This window comes from Mesorhizobium sp. M0701 (assembly GCF_040320365.1).
Classification (GTDB): Bacteria; Pseudomonadota; Alphaproteobacteria; order Rhizobiales; family Rhizobiaceae; genus Mesorhizobium.
In genome coordinates, this window is the sequence record NZ_JAMYPO010000018.1 from 48,671 (window position 1) to 69,577 (window position 20,907).

Sequence of the window (20,907 nt, forward strand, 5' to 3'; positions counted from 1 at the left end):
GATGACGCAAACCGACATTCCATCCTGCATGATCGTGGTTCCGTGCCTGAACGAAGCGGCCCATATCGGCGCGTTGCTTCGAGAGCTCCGCCCTGCGGCCGAGAGGCTGGGAGCCGTGATCATCGTTGCCGATGGCGGCAGCACGGACGGCACCAGGACGATCGTCGCGGACATCGCCGCAAAAGATCGGCGGGTGATCCTGCTGCACAATGAAAAGCGCTTGCAGAGCGCGGCAATCAATCTCGCCGTCGCCAGGTTCGGGGAAGGCGTCGACTATCTCATTCGCATCGACGCGCATGGCGGCTATCCTGCGGATTATTGCAACCGGCTGGTCGAAGAAGCGCAGGCCACCGGTGCGGATTCGGTCGTTGTCTCGATGCTGACCAGTGGCAGCGGCATGGTTCAGAAAGCAGCGGCAGCGGCGCAGAACTCCAGGCTCGGCACCGGCGGCTCCAAGCACCGGCATCTTTCGGCGGGGGAATGGGTCGATCATGGCCACCACGCACTGATACGGATATCGGCCTTCACCGCGGTCGGCGGCTATGACGAAACCTTCAGCCACAATGAGGATGCCGAACTCGACTATCGGCTCCGCCAGGCCGGCTACCGCATCTGGATGACCGGCAAGACGCAAATGGTCTACTACCCGCGCTCCTCGCTGAAGGGCCTCTATTTTCAATATCTCGGCTATGGCCGTGGCCGGGCGAAGAACGTTCTCAAGCACCGCATGATCCCGAAGATCCGGCAGATGGTGCCGCTTCTGGTGTTCCCCGTGGTTCTTCTCGCCGCCTTTTCCTTCGTCCACTGGCTGGCGGCCGTGCCGCTTTTGCTATGGGCGTCGGTCTGCCTCGGCTACGGCTTTTGGACCGCCGTCAGCCAGCGCAAAGCCGACATTGCGCTTGCCGGGGTCTCGGCAATGGTCATGCATTTCGGCTGGTCGGTCGGTTTCTGGCTGCAACTGCTCGCACCGCGACCGCAGCGCGGGGTAGCGTGATGGACCCGGTCAGGAAAAATCGAAGCATCGATATCTGCGTCTGCACATTCCGCCGGCCGGAGCTTGCCGACACGCTTCGCTCCATAGCGGCCATGGACATGCCCGCGGGGTTCGACGTCGGTATCGTCATCGCGGACAACGACGATACGCCGACGGCCGAACAGCTGGTGACGACGCTGGCTGCGGAGTTGAAGCTGCCGGTGACCTACCGGCACGCCCCGGCCCGCAACATCTCGATCGCGCGCAACGCTTGCCTCGATGCCAGTGGGGCGGATTTCGTCGCCTTTATCGACGACGACGAGACGGCCACCGCTGGCTGGCTTGCCGAACTGGTGGCGACGGCGGAAGCAACAGGTGCTGCGACGGTGCTTGGGCCGGTGCAAGCCCGTTACCTGCCGGATGCACCCGCCTGGATGCGCAAAGGCGATTTCCACTCGACCTTGCCGGTCTGGGTGAGCGGCGAAGTCCGCACCGGCTACACCTGCAACGTCCTGCTCAGGATTGGCGCTGAGAGCCTGCGCGGCCGGCGCTTCAGCCTGGCACGTGGCCAGACCGGCGGCGAAGATACGGAATTCTTCGACCAGATGGTCAAGGCCGGCGGCCGCATCGCCTTTTCGCCGGAGGCTTGGGTTGACGAAGCGGTGCCACCTGCCAGGGCGGCATTCGACTGGCTCGGCCGCCGCCGGTTCCGCGTCGGGCAGACGCACGGTCATCTTCTGGGGCGCAACGCACACGGCCTTGCCCGGCTCAAGCAGGTCGGCATTGCCGCGGCAAAGGCCGCCTACAGTTTCCTGTCGGCAATTCCGGTCGCCATCGACCCCGTACGCCGGAACCGCAGCCTGCTTCGCGGCATTATGCATGTCGGCGTCGTCAGCGGCCTCGTCGGGGTTCGTGAAATCCGCCAATACGGCCTGTCTTCGCCGCAGCAAGGGGGCAAGCGTGCAGCCTGACGTGAGCTTCGTGATTGCCGCCTACAATGCCGAGGCGACCATCGATCGGGCGATTGCCAGCGCCGTCGCCCAGCGCAATATCAGCGTCGAGGTCATCGTCGTCGACGACAAGTCGCGCGACCGGACGCTCGACCTGGCGAGATCCTACCCCGAAGACATCGTACGCGTTGTCGCGCTTGAGCAAAACCGTGGCCCCGGCGGCGCCAGGAATGCCGGCCTTGAGCTTGCACGCGGCAGGTGGGTGGCGGTCCTCGATTCCGACGACGCGGTCTATCCCGGGCGACTCTGCACCATGATCGAGCGCGCGGAGAAAGCGGGCGCCGAGATCGCGGTCGATAATCTGCAGGTCGTTCGCGAGGATGGCGTTGCCGAAGAGACGATGTTCCCGGCCGACTATCTGGAAGGCCTCGGTGAAATCTCGCTGGCGGATTTCATCAGCGGCAATGTCCTCTTCGAATCGAGGTTCAACCTCGGCTACCTCAAGCCGATCTTCCAGCGCCGGTTCCTGAACGAGAACGGGCTTCGTTACGATGAAAGCCTGATCATTGGCGAAGACTATATCCTCCTGGCCAGTGCTCTGGCTAAAGGCGGCAAATGCGTGGTCGAGCCGACGACGGGCTATATCTACCACATTCGCACCGGTTCCATCTCCCGGGTGCTCGAACTTCATCACGTCGAGGCGATGCGCAGGGCCGATGCCACCTTCGCCGCGACCCATTCCATGGATGCTGCGGCCGAGGCGGCGTTCGCCAGGCGCGCTCGCAGCCTGCGCCGGGCGGCATCATTCCTGTCGCTGGTCCAGCACATCAAGGCGCGGTCCCCGCTCAAGGCGATATGGACGGCGCTCAGCGATCCGGCGGCGGTTCGGCATATGAGCATGCCGATCGCCGTCCGGCTGCGAAGGGTAGCGGCACAGTTTGCCGTGGTGGCGGGGAGGTGAAGGGCTGCAGGTGAATGAAGACAGTTTCGCCGCCTGCGACAGGGTTGAAATCGATCTCCTCAGAAGGAACATGCAATGAAAAAAGTCAGGAAGGCAGTCATACCGGTGGCGGGGCTCGGAACGCGGTTCCTGCCGGCGACCAAGTCCATGCCGAAGGAAATGCTGCCGGTGGTCGACAGGCCTGTCGTGCAATATGCGGTTGACGAGGCGTTCGAGGCCGGCATCGAGCACATCGTCTTCGTCACCGGCCGCAACAAGGCGGTGATCGAGGACTATTTCGACCTGCATCCTGAACTGATCGGAACCCTGGAGCAGAGCGGCAAGAAGGCGCAACTCGAATCGCTTGAAAGCCTGCTTCCCGTCGCCGGCGCGACGAGCTTCATCCGCCAGCAGTCGCCGCAAGGCCTCGGCCATGCCGTCTGGTGCGCGCGCGAAGTCATCGGTGACGAGCCCTTCGCATTGCTGTTGCCGGACATGGTGTCCTTCGGCGGGCGCGGGTGTCTCGCCGAGGTCGCCGATCTTTATGCGCAGACTGGCGCAAACGTTATCGCCGTCGAGCGTTGCGATCCGACCGAGACCAGCAAATACGGCATTGTCGGGCGCGGCGCTGATGTCGGCACGGGCTTCGAGGTGACGGCCATGGTCGAAAAGCCGGCTCCTGCCAACGCGCCATCGAACTTCTACATCAACGGCCGCTACATCCTGCAGCCCGAGATATTCTCGTTGCTGGCCAGCCAGCAGCGCGGCGCCGGCAACGAGATACAACTGACCGACGCAATGGTGCGTCTCGCACAGACCCAGGCCTTCTTCGCCCAGCCTTTCGACGGCCGCATGTTCGACTGCGGTTCGAAGGAGGGCTTCATTCAGGCCAATGTCGCTTTCGCGCTGGCGCGGGAGGACATGAAGGGCCCGATCTTCGAGATGCTGCAGGAATTCGTCCGGTCGCATCAGCGTCGGGAAGAAGCCGCATAATGTCCATTTTTTCGAGGCATTGTGGGTGCGGCTGATGACGCAGGACAGGCCGTTGCGCCGCGCGCGACGCGCACTGTCCGGCGCAAGGTTTGCACCCTATGTCCCGACCTTCGAGGCGGTAGCGCCTGCAAACTAGAATTGGACCGAAGATGAACTATGCCAATTTTCCTGTCGACAAGAGGACGCCATTGCCGGCTTCTAATGCGGCAAACGCCGAAGACTTCATCGACATCGAGCGCCTGCTTGGCATGGCCGCGCGGCAGGCGAAAGTGGTTGCCGCCTGCGCCGTCATCGGTCTCTTTCTCGGCGTGCTCTATTTGCAGACGACGCCTCCTACCTATGTGGCGACGAGCAGCGTGCTGATCGACGAAGGATTGAACAAGGTCGTCGACGACATTTCGGCGGCGTCGGTCAGCATGCAGACCGACTCCGCCGTTCTGAGCCAGATCGAAATACTACAGTCGGCCAGGCTGGCTGGGGTGGTCGTCGACAAGCTGAAGCTCGATCAGAACGACGCTTTCATGAACCCTCCGACATCGGCCCTGTCGAAGGTTGCTGGCTTTGTGCGCGGTATCGTCCAGTCTGTCCGCCCCAAGCGCGCCGCTAGCACAACCGATGTCACTCAGCTTGATGCTGCGACGCGTGACGCGATCACCGCATCCTCATCGCCCCGTGACTACGCAATCTTCAAACTGCAGACCCAACTCGATGCCGAGCGGATCGGCCGGAGCTTTGTCATCAGCATCTCCTTTCAGGCGACCGATCCGGCGCTTGCGACCGCCATCACCAAGGCCTATGCCGATGCCTATCTAGCCGATCAACTTGATGCCAGCTTCGACGCGACCGAGCGGGCGGCGGTCTGGCTGCAAGGCCGGCTGACCGAGCTTCGTGAGAGCTCCCAGGCGGCTGCACTGGCGGTCGAAAAGTTCAGGGCCGAACACGGATTGGCCGTCAATGACGGCCAGCTGATCAGCGACAAGCAATTGTCCGATCTCAACACCCAGCTGATCGTCGCGCAGGCCGATACCGCACGTGCCGGCGCCCGCTATCAGCAGTACAAGTCGATCGTCGAAAGCGGCTCGGACAATGCGTTCAAGGACGCTGCGATATCGAACGACCAACCGAGCAGCTCGGTCATCACGACGCTGAAGAACCGCTATCTCACCGTATCCAAGCGGCAGCAGGATGTCGAAGCCAATTTCGGCCCGCAACATCCGCAGGCCGTCGCGCTCGCCAAGGAGAAGGCCGACATATCGGCGCAGATTTTCGGCGAGCTGAAGCAACTGACCGAAAGCTACCGCAACGAATACGAGGTCGCTCTGGCGCGCGAAACCGCGCTCCGCGCAAATGTCGCCTTGGCGGCTGGCAAGAGCTCCATCGACAACCAGTCGCAGGTCAAGCTGCGTGAGCTGGACCAAAAGGCGACGGCGCTGTCGACGCTCTACCAGACGTTCCTGAACCGCTATGAGGAGGCCGCCCAGCAGCAATCCTTCCCGGTCGGCAAGATCCGGGTCATCTCGGACGCGACGATGCCGCAGTCGGCCGCAACCCCGCGCACAGCCATCGTGCTGGGGCTTTCGCTGGCGCTTGGCATGATGCTGGGGGCAGGGGTTGGTGGCCTGAATGAATTCAGGGAACGCTTCTTCAGGACCGGCGAGGATGTCCGCGACCGTGTGGGCCTCAAATTCCTCGGCTACCTGCCGGTCATCGGCAAGGCTGGCAAGGATGACCAGCGCAATGGCGGTCAGCCTGACGTCAAAGTCGTTGAATCCAAGTCCGCCAAGTCCTCCAAATCCCAGCCCTCCAAAACATTGTCGGCAGCCGAAAAACGTGCGCGGATGCGGGTAACCGTCGATGCCCCGGCATCGATGTTCTCCGAGACGCTGCGCAACGCCAAGATCGCTTTCGACGTCGTGATGGAGGGCCAGGGCAGCCGGGTCATCGGCGTGGTCTCGGTGCTTCCCGGCGAGGGCAAGTCGACGGTGGCGGCCAATCTTGCCGGGCTGCTTGCCGTCAACGGATCGAAAACGCTGCTGATCGATGGCGACCTGCGCAATCCCGGCCTCAGCCGCAGCCTCGGTATGGAGGCCGAGCAGGGCCTGATGGAAGCTGTGGTGAGCGGGCAGACATGGCAGTCGGTCGGCAAGATCGACCGGCAGACCAAGCTGGCTATCATCCCGGCCGTCCTGCGTGGCCAGTTTTCGCATACCAGCGAGCTTCTGTCTTCAGCCGGCATGCGGCGTTTCATCGATAACGCCAAGGAAACCTTCGAATACATCATCGTCGATCTGCCGCCGCTCGGGCCTGTCGTCGACGCCAAGGCCTTCGCTCCGCTTGTCGACGGCTTCGTGCTGGTCACCGAGTGGGGACGCACGCCGCGTGCGATGGTGCAATCCATGCTCAGCTCGGAGCCCTACATCGCCAAGAAGATCATTGGCGCGGTGCTGAACAAGGTCGAACTGAAGAAGCTGGCCAAATATGGCGCGATCGGCGGCTCGGAAAAATTCTTCGACAAATATTCGAGCTACTATCTGGAAAAATCGGAAGCGCGCACCAGGGCAGCCGCCTGAGCGACGACATCGCGCTCAGGAAAATATCAACCTGGCGCGGTTGTCGACGATCCTGAGGGCGGTCAGCTGGCCGGTTTGGAAGGCGCCGGTGTCTATGCCGAGCCGGCGTCCCTCGAGCTTCGGAGTGTCGACCGGCGTATGTCCGTGCACGACATAGCGGTCGAGAAGATGCGCAGCGTCGAAGAAGTCCGAACGGATATTCAGCAGGTCGTCCTCGTCTTGCGCGGCCAGCTCGATGCCGGGCCTGATGCCGGCATGGACGAACACGAATTTCGCCGAACAGACCATGACCGGCAGCGCGCGCATGAAGCTAATGTGGTCGGCTGGAATGACTTCCCGAATGCGCTTGTCGACCTCCTCGCTTGACCCATAGAGATCGGCCATGCGCGACGGGTCGACGCCGTAGGAAAACAGCGTTTGCAGGCCGCCTATTGCCAGCCACGACTCTCTCGAAATGATCCCGTCGAGATAGTTCAGCATCACGACTTCGTGGTTACCGGCAAGGCAGATGCGCTGGAAGCCTTGGAGTGGCGGCGCCAGCAGATGATCGAGCACGCGCGCCGACTGGGGGCCACGATCGACGTAGTCGCCAAGCATGATGATGAGCTTGCGCCCTTCGAAGGGCGCCGAATCGAGCAGGATCTTCTGCTCCAGGGCGCGGAGTTCCTTGTAGCAGCCATGCACGTCGCCGATCGCATAGACGACTGCGCCCCGCATATCGATCTCCAGCCGCTGGCGTGCCGCGGCCTGGGGCTTTCTCGATCGCTGGAATAGGGTCACGTATGGCATCTCGCATGGCTGTGGGTGCGTCTCGATTCCGAAACAACATGACGACACCGCGCGTGGATACCACGTCCGGCGCCGGTCGTTCCATACCGGAGCTTCGGACGCAACTCGGCTTCGGCGCCCCTTACAGGCCGATGCCGCGCCGGTTCAGCGCGGCGGTGATCTCGTCGAGGATGGCCGGGTCGTCGATCGTTGCCGGCATGGCCCATTCCTCCTTGTCGGCGATCTTCTGCATGGTGCCGCGCAGGATCTTGCCGGAGCGCGTCTTCGGCAGGCGCTTGATCGTCACCACCGTCTTGAAGGCAGCGACCGGGCCGATCCGTTCGCGCACCAGGGTGACAACCTCATTTTCGATGATGCCGGCGTCGCGGTCGACGCCGGCATTCAGCACGACGAAGCCGAGTGGAACCTGGCCTTTCATAGCATCGGCAATACCGACGACGGCGCATTCGGCGACGTCGGGATGCGCGGCCAGAACCTCCTCCATGGCGCCGGTCGATAGCCGGTGGCCGGCGACATTGATGATGTCGTCGGTGCGAGCCATGACATAGAGATAGCCATCCTCGTCCATCATGCCGGCATCCGCGGTTTTGTAGAAGCCGGGGGACTCGTCGAGATAGGCTTGGCGAAACCGCTCGTCGGCATTCCACAGCGTCGGCAGGCAGCCGGGGGGCAACGGCAATCTCACCACGACATTGCCAAGCGTACCACGCTTGACCTCATGCCCGGCATCGTCGAGCACGCGGATGTCATAACCGGGCATCGGCACGCCGGGCGAGCCGTATTTGACCGGCAGCAGGCCCAGTCCGGCGGGGTTGATGGTCATCGGCGAGCCGGTCTCGGTCTGCCACCAATGGTCGATCACCGGCACGGTCAATTTCTGCTCCGCCCATTTGATGGTTTCCGGATCGGCGCGCTCGCCGGCGAGGAACAGCGTCCGGAATTTGGACAGGTCGTATTTCGGGACGAATTCGCCCTTCGGGTCCTGTCCCTTGATGGCGCGAAAGGCGGTTGGCGCGGTGAACAGCGCGACGACGCCATGCTCGGCGATCACACGCCAATAGGTGCCGGCATCGGGCGTGCCGACCGGCTTGCCCTCGAACAGGATCGTTGTGCAGCCATGCAGCAGCGGGCCGTAGACGATATAGGAATGGCCGACCACCCAGCCGACATCGGAAGCCGCCCAGAACACTTCGCCCGGTTTGACGCCGAACTCGTTTTCCATCGACCATTTCAGCGCGACCATATGGCCGCCATTGTCACGCACGATTCCCTTCGGCTGGCCGGTCGTGCCCGACGTGTAGATGATGTAGAGCGGATCGGTGGCAAGCACCGGAACACAGTCGACATTGGCACCCGCGGCCCGCTCCCGCGCCACGGCGTCGGCATAGTCGATATCGTGGTTTTCCCTGAGTTCGCAGCGCAGTTGGTCGCGCTGCAGGATAAGGCAGCTTTCCGGCTTGTGCCGCGACATCTCGATCGCCTTGTCGAGCAGCGGCTTATAGGCAACCACGCGCCCTGGGTCCAGGCCGCAGGAAGCGGAGATGATCAGCTTCGGCTTGGCGTCGTCGATGCGGGTGGCGAGCTCATGCGAGGCAAAGCCGCCGAAGACCACCGAATGCACGGCGCCGATCCGCGCACAGGCAAGCATGGCGAAGGCTGCTTCCGGCACCATCGGCATGTAGATGATGACGCGATCGCCTTTTTGGATGCCACGATTCTTGAGCACCGAGGTCAGCGCGATCACCTCGCGCTTCAACTCGGTATAGGTGAACTTCCTGATTGTGCCGGAAATCGCGCTGTCATGGATCAACGCGATCTGGTCGGCACGGCCGCCCGCCACATGACGATCGACGGCATTGAAGCAGGTGTTGCACGAGGCGCCAATGAACCACCTGCCATAGACGCCGGCATTGGCGTCGAACACCGTCTCGAAGGGCGAGAACCAGTCGATTGCGCCGGCGGCATCGGCCCAGAATTTTTCCGGGTCGCGTTTCCAGCCGTCATAGACCTCGTGGTAGCGTGACGCCATCCAGCTTCCTCCCAGGAATGTTTGCTGTCCTTGAAATAGCGTATGCTGGTTTGTGTAACCATGTATTTGTGCGTTTCGTTTGCTGTCGTTCTAACTTGGCCGCAAGTGCGGGTCATGGTGGTCTGGGGGCCGGTATCGTTCGAATTTTCGGCATTAGGGGCAGGGCGCGATGAAATTGCGATATGAGCTTGGGTTTGCCGCGGTTGCGACGCTGGCGGTGGTGCTCGCTTCAGCTGCTCAGGCAGGCGACGCGGCGGCCCGGCGCGTCATCGGCTTTTCGCCAGACGGCAACTACTTCGCCTTCGAACAGTACAGCACGCTCGATGCCGGTGCTTCGGATTCGGGCTGGTCGGAGATCGACATCATCGACACGCGGACCGATGAGTTCGTCGGCGGCAAGCCGATCGTCATCGCCGACGAGACGGAGGATTCGACATTGACGCTTGCGCAGGCGAGGGCACAGGCCGCCGAACTGGCGGCGCCCTTGCTGGCTAAATATGCCATCGCGCCGCGCGGCGAGCGGACTGCCTTGGACAGGTTCACCTTTCCCGACGACATGGTCGCCTACAATGACATTGCGCGCCTCGAGCAGGTTTCGCAAAAATGGCTTTCGCCGGCCTATGACGAGCTTGGCACCATCCAGCTCGAGCAGATCCGTGCCGACAGCACGGCGGATTGTTCAGCGAGTTTCGACGCGACGCAGCAAGGCGAAACGACCGGCAAGGCGCTCGGCTTTCGCCTGACGCTGCAGGGTCAGGACGGCAAGCCGATCAAGCTGCTGCATGAGGACAAGGCGGTGCCCGGTTCGAGGAATTGCCCGACTTCCTACAGCCTGTCGGAATCTTACGCATTCACCCCGGATGGAAAACCGGGCGTGCTTGCGGTGCTCGTGCAGCGCTTCAGCCAGGGATTTGAAGGGCGCGACCGCCGTTTCATCGCCGTGACTGGCCAGGCGCACTGAGGCAACGCGCTGAGACGTAGTCCGCTACCCGAGTTTGTTGTCCCTAAAGCGGCAGCGCAGCGAGCATAAGTCCGACCCCGCCAACGATCAGCAAGGCGGCTGCCAGCACCTTTCCATGGCGCTCGAAACCCGTCGGCGCCCGATCCCAATTGTAACGCATGCTCGAATTCCCCAAACCCGCAGATTCTTTATCTTACGCAGGGTGAGGAGGGCAACTGTCTGGCGATGCGCGGCGTTGCCGATACCGGTCTTGTCACCGACTATTTCTGGGGCATTCTCCGCCGCTACATGCCCCAGCGCAGCGCGGCCGTATGTACCGGTGCATCCCACCAAACAGCCGCCTCGTCGTCGAGCATGCTCAGCGTGATCGAACAGCCGGCCATATCGAGCGAGGTCACATAGGACCCGACCAGCGACCGGATCACCGTCACGCCGTGCTTCTCGAAGATTTTGCGGGCGCTGTTGTACATCAGATAAAGCTCCATCAACGGCGTGCCGCCAAAGCCGTTGACGAAGAGCAGCGCCTGGCCTCTGGCACCGTCGCCCAGGTCACCCAGGATTGCGGTACAGATCTCCTCGGCGATAGCATCGGCGCTTTTCAATGTGTCGCGCCGCCTCCCAGGCTCGCCGTGGATGCCGACCCCGAACTCCATCTCGCCGTCGCCGATATCGAAGGTCGGCTTGCCCGCCGCCGGCACGGTGCAACTGGTCAGCGCCACGCCCATCGAGCGCGTCGCGCCGTTGACGCGCTCGCCGAGCGCCTTCAACGGCTCCAGTGCCATGCCTTGTTCGGCCGCCGCGCCGACGATTTTCTCGACCACCAGCGTGCCGGCGACGCCGCGCCGGCCGGTGGTGTAGGACGAGTTTTCGACCGCAACGTCGTCATTGGTCACGATTTGCATCACGCCTTCCGACATTTCAGCGGCCATGTCGAAATTCATCACGTCGCCCTCGTAGTTCTTGACGATGAACAGGCAGCCGGCGCCCGTATTGACGACTTCGGCCGCCGCCATCATCTGGTCAGGCGTCGGCGAGGTGAATACCTGGCCGGGGCAGGCCGCATCCAGCATGCCGTGCCCGACGAACCCGCCATGTAGCGGCTCGTGACCCGAGCCGCCACCGGAGATCAGCGCCACCTTGCCCGGTGTGACCAGCTTGCGGCGGACAAATTTGTGTTCCTCGCCAAGCGCCAGGATATCGGCATGCGCGGCAACGAAGCCGTCGAGGCTCTCGGTCAGCACCGTATCGACCGAATTCAAAAATTTCTTCATGGCCGTCCTCCCGAAATAGCCCAGCGTCAGCTGCCCTTGCCGGCGATGCTGGTGATCTTCTGGATGAAATCGTTGACCGCCCGGTCGAGCGCCGCGTTCTGCTTGTCGTCGCCGAAATCGGGAACGATCAGCGAGACATGGCGTGTCTTGCGCAAGCCTGCGGCCAGCGACATCTTTCCCGGATGCGCCCGATGGTAGGCCTCAAGGAAATGATCGCGTTCGGCCGGGCTGAAATGGCAGACGGAGAAGATAGCCGGCAAATGCTTCGACGGGATCGGCGTCGAATAGGCCGGGCTGGAAATCTGCGTGACGAAGCTGCGATGCTTGCCCAGCGCATCAGCGAGGCGCTGGCGCATGCCGGACGGGCGCTGGTCGATCACCTGCGACAGGATCGTCTTGTAGGCGCGGATCGCCTCTTCGGGGCCGGATTGCGACGCCTTGTCTGCCATACGGGGGCCTAGATCGAAACGTCCGCGATGGCCGCCTTGGCCATCGCGAGTTGGGCGGGAGCGACGGAGAGGTCACGCAGGCCGGTTTCGAGCAGCGCCGGGATCGAGGCGGGGTCGCCGCCGGCATCGCCACACAGGCTGACCGGGATATTATGCTCGCGGCCGAAGGCGGCAACCGAGGCGATCAGCCGGAGCACGGCCGGGTGCCTGACGGAATTCAGATGTGCGACCGACGCATTGTCGCGCGCGGCGGCCATCACGTATTGGGTCAAATCATTCGAACCGATCGAGAAGAAGGCGGCCTTGGCGAATGCCTCCGGTGCGATGGCCACCGACGGCACCTCGACCATGATGCCAAGCGGCGGCATTTTGTGCGCGATGCCGCGCGCCAAAAGGTCAGCCTGCTCCTCAGCGAACAGCGCGGTGGCGCGTTCATACTCTTCCGGAACGGCGATCATCGGGAACATTACCTTCAGATTGCCGCGCATGGCGGCACGTAGCAAGGCGCGGATCTGCACGCGAAAGACCTCCGGACGCATCAGCGACAGCCTGATCCCGCGCAGGCCAAGGAATGGGTTACCTTCCTCGACGGTCAGGCCCGGCACAGGTTTATCGCCGCCCGCATCGACAGTACGGATCGTCACCGGCCTGTCGCCTGCCCATTCCAGCACTCTACGGTAGGCGCGATATTGCGTCTCCTCGTCCGGCAGCGTCTTGCCGAACAGGAATTCGGTCCGCATCAGCCCGACACCGTCGCACGCCGCAGCATCGATGCGGTCGACATCGGACGGATCGGCAATATTCACCTGCACGTGGACCGATATGCCGGTCTTCGTTGCTGCCGGCCTTGTCAAATAGGCTGCCGCTTTGTCGCGATGCGCCGCGAAAGACGATGACGATCGCCGGAATGCATCGATCTCCGCTTTCGAAGGCGCCAACACGATGCCGCCATGTTCGGCATCGAGCAGTGCGATTCCGGCAAGGTGAGCCGGCGAAGCACCGGGCCCGGCTACCCCACGCGCTACGAGCCCCAACCCCACCACCATTGGCACGCCGCGTGAGCGTGCCAGCATTGCGACATGACTTGCGGCACTTCCGGCCGTAAGTGCTATGCCGCCGCCGGCACTCCAGTCGGTTTCGAGGAAGCGCGTCGGTGCGATATCCTCGCCGTAGAAGATCGCACCTGCCGGCGCGGCAATGTCGCCGCCCCCGGCAAGCGCGCGTAGCACCTGGTCGCGTATGTCGCGCATGTCGGCCGCGCGCGCCCGGAAATAGTCCTGCTCGGATGTTTCATAGCCGGCTATCTCGGCGTCGAGCGCTTTTCGCCAAGCCACATCAGCAGCCATGCCCTCGGCAATTCGCTCAAAGGCCGGGCCGGTCAGCGCGTCGTCCTCCAGCATGGCGAGCTGGAATTCGAGGATACCGGCCGCCTCGCTGTCGCTGGTTTCCATCAATGTCGCGAGCCGGCCTGCGGCAATGGAGATGGCGGCCTCAAGCGCCGCCTTCTCGTCCGCGGCAGTCGCCTTGCGGACATAACGCACAGCAGCCTGGTCCAGATTGAACAGCGGCCCCTCGGCATAGCCGGCCGATGCCGAAATGCCCTGCAGCCTAAGCGGTTCGGGCATGGTCCTTGCCTTCGTCGAAATCGCGCCGCACCAGCTCGACCAGTGCGCCGACCGCCTCGCCGGCGCCGTCCCCTTTGGCTCTGATATGCAGGACAGTGCCTTTCGGCGCTTTCGCCGCCATCACCTTGACGATGCTCTTGGCGTCGAACCATGGCCCGTTGGCGGCGAGCGCAATCTCGACGTCGGCCGAAAACGTCTTGGCAAGCTTGGTGAACTTCACCGAAGGACGCGCATGCAGTCCCACCTCATGGGTGATCAGGACGCTGGCTTCGGCTGCTGCGGACATGCTTGTCAAAATTCCCGTTCGTTCACGACGGCGACAATTCGTGCGCCGTCGCCACCACTTCCCTGAGCGAGGCGCCGCCGGAAGCCTCGGTCGCCGCCATCACCGCGCCTTCAACGATCGGCGCATTGCAGACGATGATCTTCTGGGCGCGTGGTTCGCCGATCATCTCGACCGCCATCTCGCTATTGGTCTCGGCACCGCCGAGATCGACGAGGATCGCGACCCCCGCCTCCGACCAGGCCTTGTCGATGGCGTCCATGATCGCCTCGACATTGGTTCCCAGCCCGCCATGGCCGTTTCCCCCGCACCATGCAAGCGGCACTTCGTTGCCGACCATCTGCCGCACCATGTCGGCGGTGCCTTCGGCGACCAGCGGCGAATGCGATACGATGACGATGCCGACATTGCTCATGCGCGCCTCTCGATTGCCTCCGCTACGGCCCGCACCAGAAGCGCAGTCGAGCGTGCGCCGGCATCCATATGACCGATCGAACGGTCGCCAAGGAACGAGGCGCGCCCACGCAGCGCCTTCATCGGCACGGTCGCGTCGGCCGCGTTGTCGGCGATCTCGACGATGTCCGCTGCCGTCTTTCCCTGCAGCAGGGCCTCATGCACCGGCTGCAGCACGTCTAACATGGTTTTTTGCCCGGCCTGCGACTTGCCTCTGGCGGCAACCGCTTCGATCGCCTTGCCGAAGGCCGCCGCCAGGTCGGCGCGACCCGGCGCGGCGGAAATCTCCTTGCCGAGCGCCATGAACAGCGTGCCGAACAACGGACCGGAGGCTCCGCCGACGGTCATCACCAGTTTGGTGCCGATCGCCTTCAGCGCCTCGGGCAACGGCTTTGTCGCAAACGCGCCGGCCTCGGCCCGCACTGCCTCGAAGCCGCGTCTCATGTTGAGCCCATGGTCGCCGTCGCCGATGGCCTGGTCGAGACTGGTCAGCTCGTCGGCATGTGCGGCGATCGTGTTTGCCGCCGCCTCGATCAGCCTGGAAATATCCGCTGCCGCCATATCACCCATGCTCCTGGCCCCTGCGCTGCCGGCAGTACGAGAAAATTGCATATCCGGCAATTGAAGCATTCTTTTCCCCAGTCAAGCGGGTTCGAGCAACGCAGCGAGGGCAGTGAAGACCTCGGCGACGGCAAAGGCGCCGGGGTCGACCACGCCGTCGAGCTGGCTGCCAATATAAGCGGACCGCCCGGCCTTGGCCTTGCGCATGGCAGCGGTGGCCTCGGCGCCGCGTTGCGCCGCGACCGCCGCATCTTCCAGACTCCCCCTATCCAGCGCCCTCAAGGCGGGTTCCAGGGCATCGATCATCGTGCGATCGCCGACCCTCGCTCCACCATAGAAGGACATCCGATCGAGGCCGGCGAGAAGCGCCTTGGGAAGCGTTTCGCCAGACTCCAGCGCCTGCGCGGCGGCGGTGAAGAAGATCGACAACAGCACGCCGCTAGAGCCGCCCATGCCGGCGCTCAGGATGTCGCCGACGACGGCGAGCGTTGCGGCAGGGTCAGCGAGCGGCAGTGTTGCAATGCGGCCAAGCACACTGCGCGCACCGGCCGCCACTGTCGATCCGGTGTCACCGTCTCCCGCCTTGGCATCCAGTCCGTTCAACGAGCCTTCAAGCGAGATCAGCCGTTCGCAGACCGCGACAACCAACCGGTCGGTGCGTGCGTCCTGGCTGGCTTTCGACGCGTTCGGGCCGGCGGCTTTGGCCATCGGCACGACGCTGGCTTGGCGAGCGGCTCTTGCCGGCAGCCAGGCGTGAGGGCCTACCGGCGCCCGCAACGCCGCTTCGCGCGACGCATCGAGCCGGATCAGCGACAGGGAAAAGCCGTTCATGTTGAGCGCGGTCACAAGCTGCCCGGGCCCGATTGTCAGCGTCACCTTTTGTGCCAGCGGTGAAGCCAATACCGCATTGGCGACAAGCAACATTTCCAGCGGTGGCACCGAACCGAGATTATTGATCAGCAAGGCGTAGTCGCTGACCGGATCGAGCCGCGCGGCAAGGCGCTCCGACATGATCGCAACCAGCCTTTCGGCACTTTGCACCGCAATCCGCTCAACGCCCGGTTCGCCATGGATGCCGAGGCCGAGTTCAGCGTCGTCGGCGCCAAATCTTTCGTCATGGCTCTGACCGGGGATCGAGCAGGATGACAGCGATATGCCGAGCGAAACGATATCCGCCGCCGCTGCCCGCGCCGCAGCGGCAACCGTCGCCAGGTCAATGCCGGCTTCCGACAGATGGCCGGCGATCTTGTGCACGAACAAGGTGCCGGCCACGCCACGCGGCTGGGCAATGTCCGGCAGGGCGATATCGTCGGCGACAATTACCATCTCGACCCGAAAACCTTCGGCGCGCGCCTTCTCGGCCGCCAGGCCGAAGTTGAGGCGATCGCCGGTATAGTTCTTGACGATCAGCAGGCACCCGGCGGGACCGGTCACCGCGCGGATGGCGGCCAATACCGCTTCCACGCTCGGCGAAGCAAAGATCTCGCCCGAAACCGCCGCCGTCAGCATGCCAATGCCGACAAAGCCGGCATGGGCAGGTTCGTGCCCGGCCCCGCCGCCGGAAATGACCGCGACCTTGCTCTTATCCCAGTCCGCGCGGAGAATGACCTTGATCTCGGGATAGCCGTCGAGGCGAGCGAGATCGCCGGCGCCGGTCGTACCGAGGAAGCCGTCCAGGGCCTCAGTTACGATCGTATCCCTGCGATTGAAAAAATGCTTCATCGAATTGGTCCAGTCCGGTGCCCGAAATTGCCGGTTGAAAGGTGCCAGGAAAACACTCGCGCAGCGCTCACATCAGCCGTCGCCCATCGGGGCCGAAATACAGCGGCGAGCGATAGCGGATCATGATCTTGTCGCCCTGAGCCAGGTCGGTGTCGGGGTCGGTTAGCGTCACCAGCTTCCTGGTCCCCACCGTCACATGCAGATGGTTCTGGTCGCCGAGATGCTCGACCCAATCGACGACGCCGTCGGCATGGCCGTTCGCCGCCTTCTCGATCGAAAGATGTTCGGTGCGAGCACCGATCGTCTTTGTTCCCGCCGGCGCGCCGCCATCCGGCAGCAGTCCGACCGGCAACAAATTGATTGCCGGTTGGCCGAGCCGTGCGGCGACGTGTAGGTTTGCCGGCTCAGAATAGATCGTGCGCGGGGAACCGATCTGCACCAGCACGCCGTCGGCGAGAATGCCGATGCGGTCGGCCATGGTCATCGCTTCGATCTGGTCGTGCGTGACGTAGAGCATTGTGGCGCCGAGTTCCGCCTGGATGCGCTTCAGCTCTAGCCTGAGATCGGCGCGCAGCTTGGCGTCGAGCGACGACAGCGGCTCGTCCATCAGGTAGATCGACGGCTTGCGCACCAAAGCGCGGCCGATGGCGACGCGCTGCATCTCGCCGCCAGAGAGTTTGGTCGAGCGATTATTCAGCTTGTGGTGGATGCGCACCATCTTGGCCACGTCCTCGACGCGGCGGCGGATCTGATCCTCCGGCATTTTCCGTGCTGGCGAGCGCAGCGGAAAGGCGAGGTTGTCGTAAACCGACAGATGCGGATAGAGCGAATATTGCTGGAATACGAAAGCGGTGTCGCGCTCGGCCGGCGACAGCGTCGTCGTGTCGTGGCCGGCAATATGGATCGAGCCCGCTTCCGGACGCTCCAACCCGGCGATCAGCCTGAGCGTCGTCGTCTTGCCGGCGCCGGTCGGCCCGAGCAGCACGACGAATTCCCCGTCGGCGATATGCAGGTCGAGATTGTCGACGGCGACATGCTCGCCAAAAGCCTTGGTCACGCTTTTGATGTGAACGTCAGCCATGATGTGCTCTCCCCTGGGAGGCCGAGTCATGGATTTCGGTGCGCACCGCACGCCCGGATCCTTTTGCGAACAGCGACAGCCGCGCGCTGCTCAGCGCCAGGCCCACATGATCGCCCGGATTGAGCCGGATTTCGGCCGGCACCCTGGCCTTGATGATGCCGTCCGCTGTCTCCACCGCGACGATCTGAGTGGTGCCGAGATATTCCGTGCCGTAAATAGCACCGCGCAGCTTCGAAGCGTCATCGAAGCGGATGTGCTCCGGTCGGATGCCAAGCGCCATCTCGGCCGGCGCGACGTCCTCGCGGATCTCCGGCACGGCCACCTTCGCGCCTTGCACAACAATTTCCCTGGCGCCCTTTGAAAGCCCGCCGCCGAAGCCGAGGAAATTCATCGGCGGCGAGCCGATGAAGTCGGCGACGAACATCGTCGCCGGCCGGTCGTAGATCTCGCGCGGCGTGCCGAACTGCTCGATGACGCCGTGGTTCATCACCGCGATCTTGTCGGCCATCGACATCGCTTCCATCTGGTCATGCGTGACATAGACGGTGGTGGCGTGAATGCGGTTGTGCAGTTCTCGCAATTCATGGACCATCAGGTCGCGGAATTCGGTGTCGAGCGTGCCGAGCGGCTCATCCATCAGGAAGCATTTTGGCCGCCGTACGATGGCGCGGCCGAGCGCCACGCGCTGGCGATCGCCGCCGGCAAGCCCGGAGACCGATTTGTTGAGCAGATGGTCGATCCGCAAAAGCTTCGCCATCTCCTCCACTCGGCTCCGGATTTCAGCGCCTGGCACGCCTTGCGCCAGCAGTGGAAAGCCGATGTTCTTCCGCACATTCATGTGCGGATAGAGCGCGAACAGCTGGAAGACGAAGGCGATGTCGCGCTCGCGGGCACGCCGCATGGTGACGTCCTCGCCGCCAAGCAGGATCTTGCCGCCGGTTGGCAGTTCGAGCCCGGCGATCATGCGCAACGTCGTCGTCTTGCCGCAGCCGGACGGCCCCAGCATGACGAAGAATTCGCCGTCCTCGACGACGAAGTTGGAATCTTGCACGGCGACGAAATCGCCGAATGCCTTCCTCAGATGTTCGACCCTGATCTCGGCCATCGTCTACTCCGGAAATTTCGAGACGATGATGAACATCGCCGTGCCCGCAAGCATGGTGATGAAGGAATAGGTGTAGAGCACCAGTGCGAAGGGCTGGAACAGCATCAGGAAGCCGATGGCGATGATCGCGGTGGCGACGTTTTCCATCAGCCCGCGCCTGGCCCAGACGGGCCAGCGCGATTTGCGTTTTGCGGTCATGCTCATTTACGCACCGCGCCAAAGGTGATGCCGCGCAGCAATTGCTTGCGAAGCAGGATGGTGAAGACCAGGATCGGCACCAGAAAGATCGTCGTGCCGGCCGCGACCGCCGGCCAGTCCTGACCGCCTTCGCCGATGATGGTCGGAATGAAGGGCGGCGCGGTCTGCGCCGTGCCCGAGGTCAGCAGCGCAGCGAAGGCATATTCGTTCCAGGCAAAGATCAGGCAGAAGATGGCGGTTGCGGCAATACCGGTGGTCGCCTGCGGCAGCACCGTGCGCCAGAACGCCTGCAGCCTGGTGTAGCCGTCGATCATCGCCGCTTCTTCATATTCGCGCGGGATCTCGTCGATGAAGCCTTTCAGCAGCCACACCGCCAAGGACACGTTGACCGCCGTATAAAGCAGGATCATGCCGAGAGCCGTGTCCGACAGGCCAAGCTCCCGGTACATCAGGTAGATCGGGATGGCGACCGCGATCGGCGGCATCATCCGCGTCGACAGGATGAAGAACAGAAGGTCGTCGGCGAGCGGCACCTTGAAGCGCGAAAAACCATAGGCCGACAGCGTGCCGAGGAAAACCGCGCAAAACGTCGAGCCGAACGCGATAATCAGCGAATTGACGAAGCGCGGCATGAAGTTGGACGGGCCGGCGATCACCATATTGCGCTTGCGCACCGTCTCGTCGCACAGGCCCGTCGCCGGTCCCAGCGAGTTGATGTATTCCGGTGTTTGCCGAGTCCGGGTCGAGAACAAATTGCAGTAGCCCTCGAGGCTGGGCTGGAACAGGATCTTCGGCGGATAGGCGATCGAATCCGGCGGCGTCTTGAAGCTGGTGGCGAAGATCCACAGCAGCGGCACGATCGAGATCAGCGCGTAGGCGACGATGATCGTGCCGGCGACGCGCTTCGACGTGGCCGACGGCGCGACAACGGAATGGGCTGACGTCAGGCTCATCTCTGCTTCACCTTGTTGAGCGCCTTGACGTAGATGTTTGCGAGGCCAAACACTGCGACGAACAGGATGATGGCGAAGGCCGAGGAATAGCCCGTCCGCCAGCTTTCGAAGGCCTGCCGCTTCAGCGTGATCGAGGCCACTTCGGTGGTCGATCCCGGCCCGCCGCCGGTGAGCAAATTGACCATGTCGAACATCTTGAAGTTCTCGATGCCGCGAAACAGCACCGCCAGCATGATGAAGGGCAGCGCCATCGGCAGCGTGATCGACCAGAACTGCCGCCAGTTGGAGGCGCGGTCGACCTCGGCCGCTTCGTAGATGTATTCGGGGATCGAGCGCAGGCCGGCGAGGCAGATCAGCATCACGTAAGGCGTCCACATCCAGGTGTCGACGATGATGATCGACCATGGCGCCAGTGACACGTTGGAGAGCATGCTGATTTCGGTTGCCGGAATGCCGGTGACGAACGAAACGGCATAGGCGAACAGCCCGATCTGCGGCTCGTAGAGGAAGCGCCAGAAATTACCGACCACCGCCGGCGACAGCATCATCGGCACCAGGATGATTGTCGTCCAGAAGGCGTGGCCGCGAAACTTGCGGTCGATCAGCCAAGCCAGCGTGAAGCCGATCAGCGTCTGCAGCAGGATGGTCCAGAACACGAAATGCGCCGTCGTCTGCATGGCGATCCAGATGTCCTGGTCGGCGAGGATGCGCTTGTAGTTTGCCAGCCCAAGGTTCTTCACAACCTCGTTGGGCCGATTGGCGCGAAAATTGGTGAAGGACAGATAGATTGCCCAGAACAGCGGAAAGATGTTGATAGCTAAAAGCAACAGGATCGTCGGCGAGATGAACAGCCAGGCGAGGCCCTTGTCGCTGATGCCCCGGACCTTGCGGGCCAACGGCTCGGGCGTAGCCCGGGCAACGCTGTCCGCCGTCCGATTGAGCATGGTCAGTCCTGCTTCGGTCACTTGGCTCGTCTCGACAATGGAATTTATCTGAACTGT

General features: G+C 63.0%; 20 protein-coding genes. 6 read left to right on the plus strand and 14 right to left on the minus strand.

Annotation, left to right across the window (positions count from 1 at the left end; translation table 11 throughout):
• The first annotated feature begins 1 nt into the window (after position 1).
• The 5 genes from NKI24_RS18400 (at position 2) to NKI24_RS18420 (ending at position 6,426) form a co-directional block, all read left to right on the plus strand.
• The gene (locus NKI24_RS18400; protein ID WP_352747205.1) at positions 2-994 is read left to right on the plus strand and encodes a glycosyltransferase family 2 protein; all 993 of its coding nucleotides are present in this window, start codon (positions 2-4) and stop codon (positions 992-994) included.
• Positions 994-1,944 carry a glycosyltransferase family 2 protein gene (locus NKI24_RS18405; protein WP_352747207.1) on the plus strand — a complete coding sequence of 317 codons (951 nt, stop codon included), beginning with the start codon at positions 994-996 and terminating at the stop codon, positions 1,942-1,944. Before NKI24_RS18400 ends, NKI24_RS18405 begins: the two co-directional genes overlap by 1 nt.
• A complete protein-coding gene (locus NKI24_RS18410) occupies positions 1,934-2,884 on the plus strand; it encodes a glycosyltransferase family 2 protein (RefSeq protein WP_352747210.1) in 951 nt (316 codons plus the stop codon). Before NKI24_RS18405 ends, NKI24_RS18410 begins: the two co-directional genes overlap by 11 nt.
• Positions 2,885-2,959: 75 nt before the next feature.
• Positions 2,960-3,856, plus strand: a complete 897-nt coding sequence (locus NKI24_RS18415) for a UTP--glucose-1-phosphate uridylyltransferase (protein WP_023676320.1) — start codon at positions 2,960-2,962, stop codon at positions 3,854-3,856.
• A 149-nt stretch (positions 3,857-4,005) separates the two neighbouring features.
• Positions 4,006-6,426, plus strand: coding sequence for a polysaccharide biosynthesis tyrosine autokinase (locus NKI24_RS18420; protein ID WP_352448460.1), 2,421 nt, complete (start codon positions 4,006-4,008; stop codon positions 6,424-6,426).
• Between the two features lie 15 nt (positions 6,427-6,441).
• Here the strand turns inward: NKI24_RS18420 and NKI24_RS18425 are convergent, their stop codons facing one another.
• Positions 6,442-7,143, minus strand: a complete 702-nt coding sequence (locus tag NKI24_RS18425; RefSeq protein WP_352448461.1) for a metallophosphoesterase family protein — start codon at positions 7,141-7,143, stop codon at positions 6,442-6,444.
• Between the two features lie 193 nt (positions 7,144-7,336).
• On the minus strand, positions 7,337-9,244 hold the full coding sequence (locus NKI24_RS18430) for a propionyl-CoA synthetase (RefSeq protein WP_352747215.1): 1,908 nt from the start codon (positions 9,242-9,244) through the stop codon (positions 7,337-7,339).
• Between the two features lie 169 nt (positions 9,245-9,413).
• On the opposite strand from NKI24_RS18430, the gene NKI24_RS18435 reads away from it, so the two are divergent.
• Positions 9,414-10,205 (plus strand): DUF2259 domain-containing protein, encoded by a 792-nt coding sequence (locus tag NKI24_RS18435; protein ID WP_352747218.1) that lies wholly within the window; start codon positions 9,414-9,416, stop codon positions 10,203-10,205.
• Between the two features lie 284 nt (positions 10,206-10,489).
• Here the strand turns inward: NKI24_RS18435 and dhaK are convergent, their stop codons facing one another.
• The 12 genes from dhaK to NKI24_RS18495 form a co-directional block, all read right to left on the minus strand.
• Positions 10,490-11,476, minus strand: coding sequence for a dihydroxyacetone kinase subunit DhaK (gene dhaK, locus NKI24_RS18440; protein ID WP_352747220.1), 987 nt, complete (start codon positions 11,474-11,476; stop codon positions 10,490-10,492).
• A 26-nt stretch (positions 11,477-11,502) separates the two neighbouring features.
• Entirely contained in the window at positions 11,503-11,925 is a 423-nt protein-coding gene (locus NKI24_RS18445; RefSeq protein ID WP_023676327.1) for a hypothetical protein, read from the minus strand.
• A gap of 8 nt (positions 11,926-11,933) precedes the next feature.
• Positions 11,934-13,550: a phosphoenolpyruvate--protein phosphotransferase gene (ptsP, locus tag NKI24_RS18450; protein ID WP_352747223.1), complete on the minus strand. Its 1,617-nt coding sequence runs from the start codon at positions 13,548-13,550 to the stop codon at positions 11,934-11,936.
• Complete coding sequence (locus NKI24_RS18455) at positions 13,534-13,836, minus strand: HPr family phosphocarrier protein (protein ID WP_023676329.1); 303 nt, start codon at positions 13,834-13,836, stop codon at positions 13,534-13,536. Before NKI24_RS18455 ends, ptsP begins: the two co-directional genes overlap by 17 nt.
• A gap of 22 nt (positions 13,837-13,858) precedes the next feature.
• Entirely contained in the window at positions 13,859-14,248 is a 390-nt protein-coding gene (dhaM, locus tag NKI24_RS18460; RefSeq protein WP_352469937.1) for a dihydroxyacetone kinase phosphoryl donor subunit DhaM, read from the minus strand.
• The gene (gene dhaL, locus NKI24_RS18465) at positions 14,245-14,847 is read right to left on the minus strand and encodes a dihydroxyacetone kinase subunit DhaL (RefSeq protein WP_352469938.1); all 603 of its coding nucleotides are present in this window, start codon (positions 14,845-14,847) and stop codon (positions 14,245-14,247) included. The genes dhaM and dhaL overlap by 4 nt, the downstream gene beginning before the upstream one ends.
• An 81-nt stretch (positions 14,848-14,928) precedes the next feature.
• On the minus strand, positions 14,929-16,569 hold the full coding sequence (locus NKI24_RS18470; RefSeq protein ID WP_352747226.1) for a dihydroxyacetone kinase subunit DhaK: 1,641 nt from the start codon (positions 16,567-16,569) through the stop codon (positions 14,929-14,931).
• A 67-nt stretch (positions 16,570-16,636) separates the two neighbouring features.
• Entirely contained in the window at positions 16,637-17,650 is a 1,014-nt protein-coding gene (locus tag NKI24_RS18475; protein WP_023676332.1) for an ABC transporter ATP-binding protein, read from the minus strand.
• The gene (locus tag NKI24_RS18480; RefSeq protein ID WP_352747229.1) at positions 17,643-18,755 is read right to left on the minus strand and encodes an ABC transporter ATP-binding protein; all 1,113 of its coding nucleotides are present in this window, start codon (positions 18,753-18,755) and stop codon (positions 17,643-17,645) included. The genes NKI24_RS18475 and NKI24_RS18480 overlap by 8 nt, the downstream gene beginning before the upstream one ends.
• 3 nt (positions 18,756-18,758) lie before the next feature.
• The gene (locus tag NKI24_RS18485; protein WP_023676334.1) at positions 18,759-18,959 is read right to left on the minus strand and encodes a hypothetical protein; all 201 of its coding nucleotides are present in this window, start codon (positions 18,957-18,959) and stop codon (positions 18,759-18,761) included.
• Entirely contained in the window at positions 18,956-19,906 is a 951-nt protein-coding gene (locus NKI24_RS18490) for a carbohydrate ABC transporter permease (protein WP_023676335.1), read from the minus strand. Before NKI24_RS18490 ends, NKI24_RS18485 begins: the two co-directional genes overlap by 4 nt.
• Positions 19,903-20,850 carry a carbohydrate ABC transporter permease gene (locus NKI24_RS18495; protein ID WP_031211681.1) on the minus strand — a complete coding sequence of 316 codons (948 nt, stop codon included), beginning with the start codon at positions 20,848-20,850 and terminating at the stop codon, positions 19,903-19,905. The genes NKI24_RS18490 and NKI24_RS18495 overlap by 4 nt, the downstream gene beginning before the upstream one ends.
• Positions 20,851-20,907 lie beyond the last annotated feature (57 nt).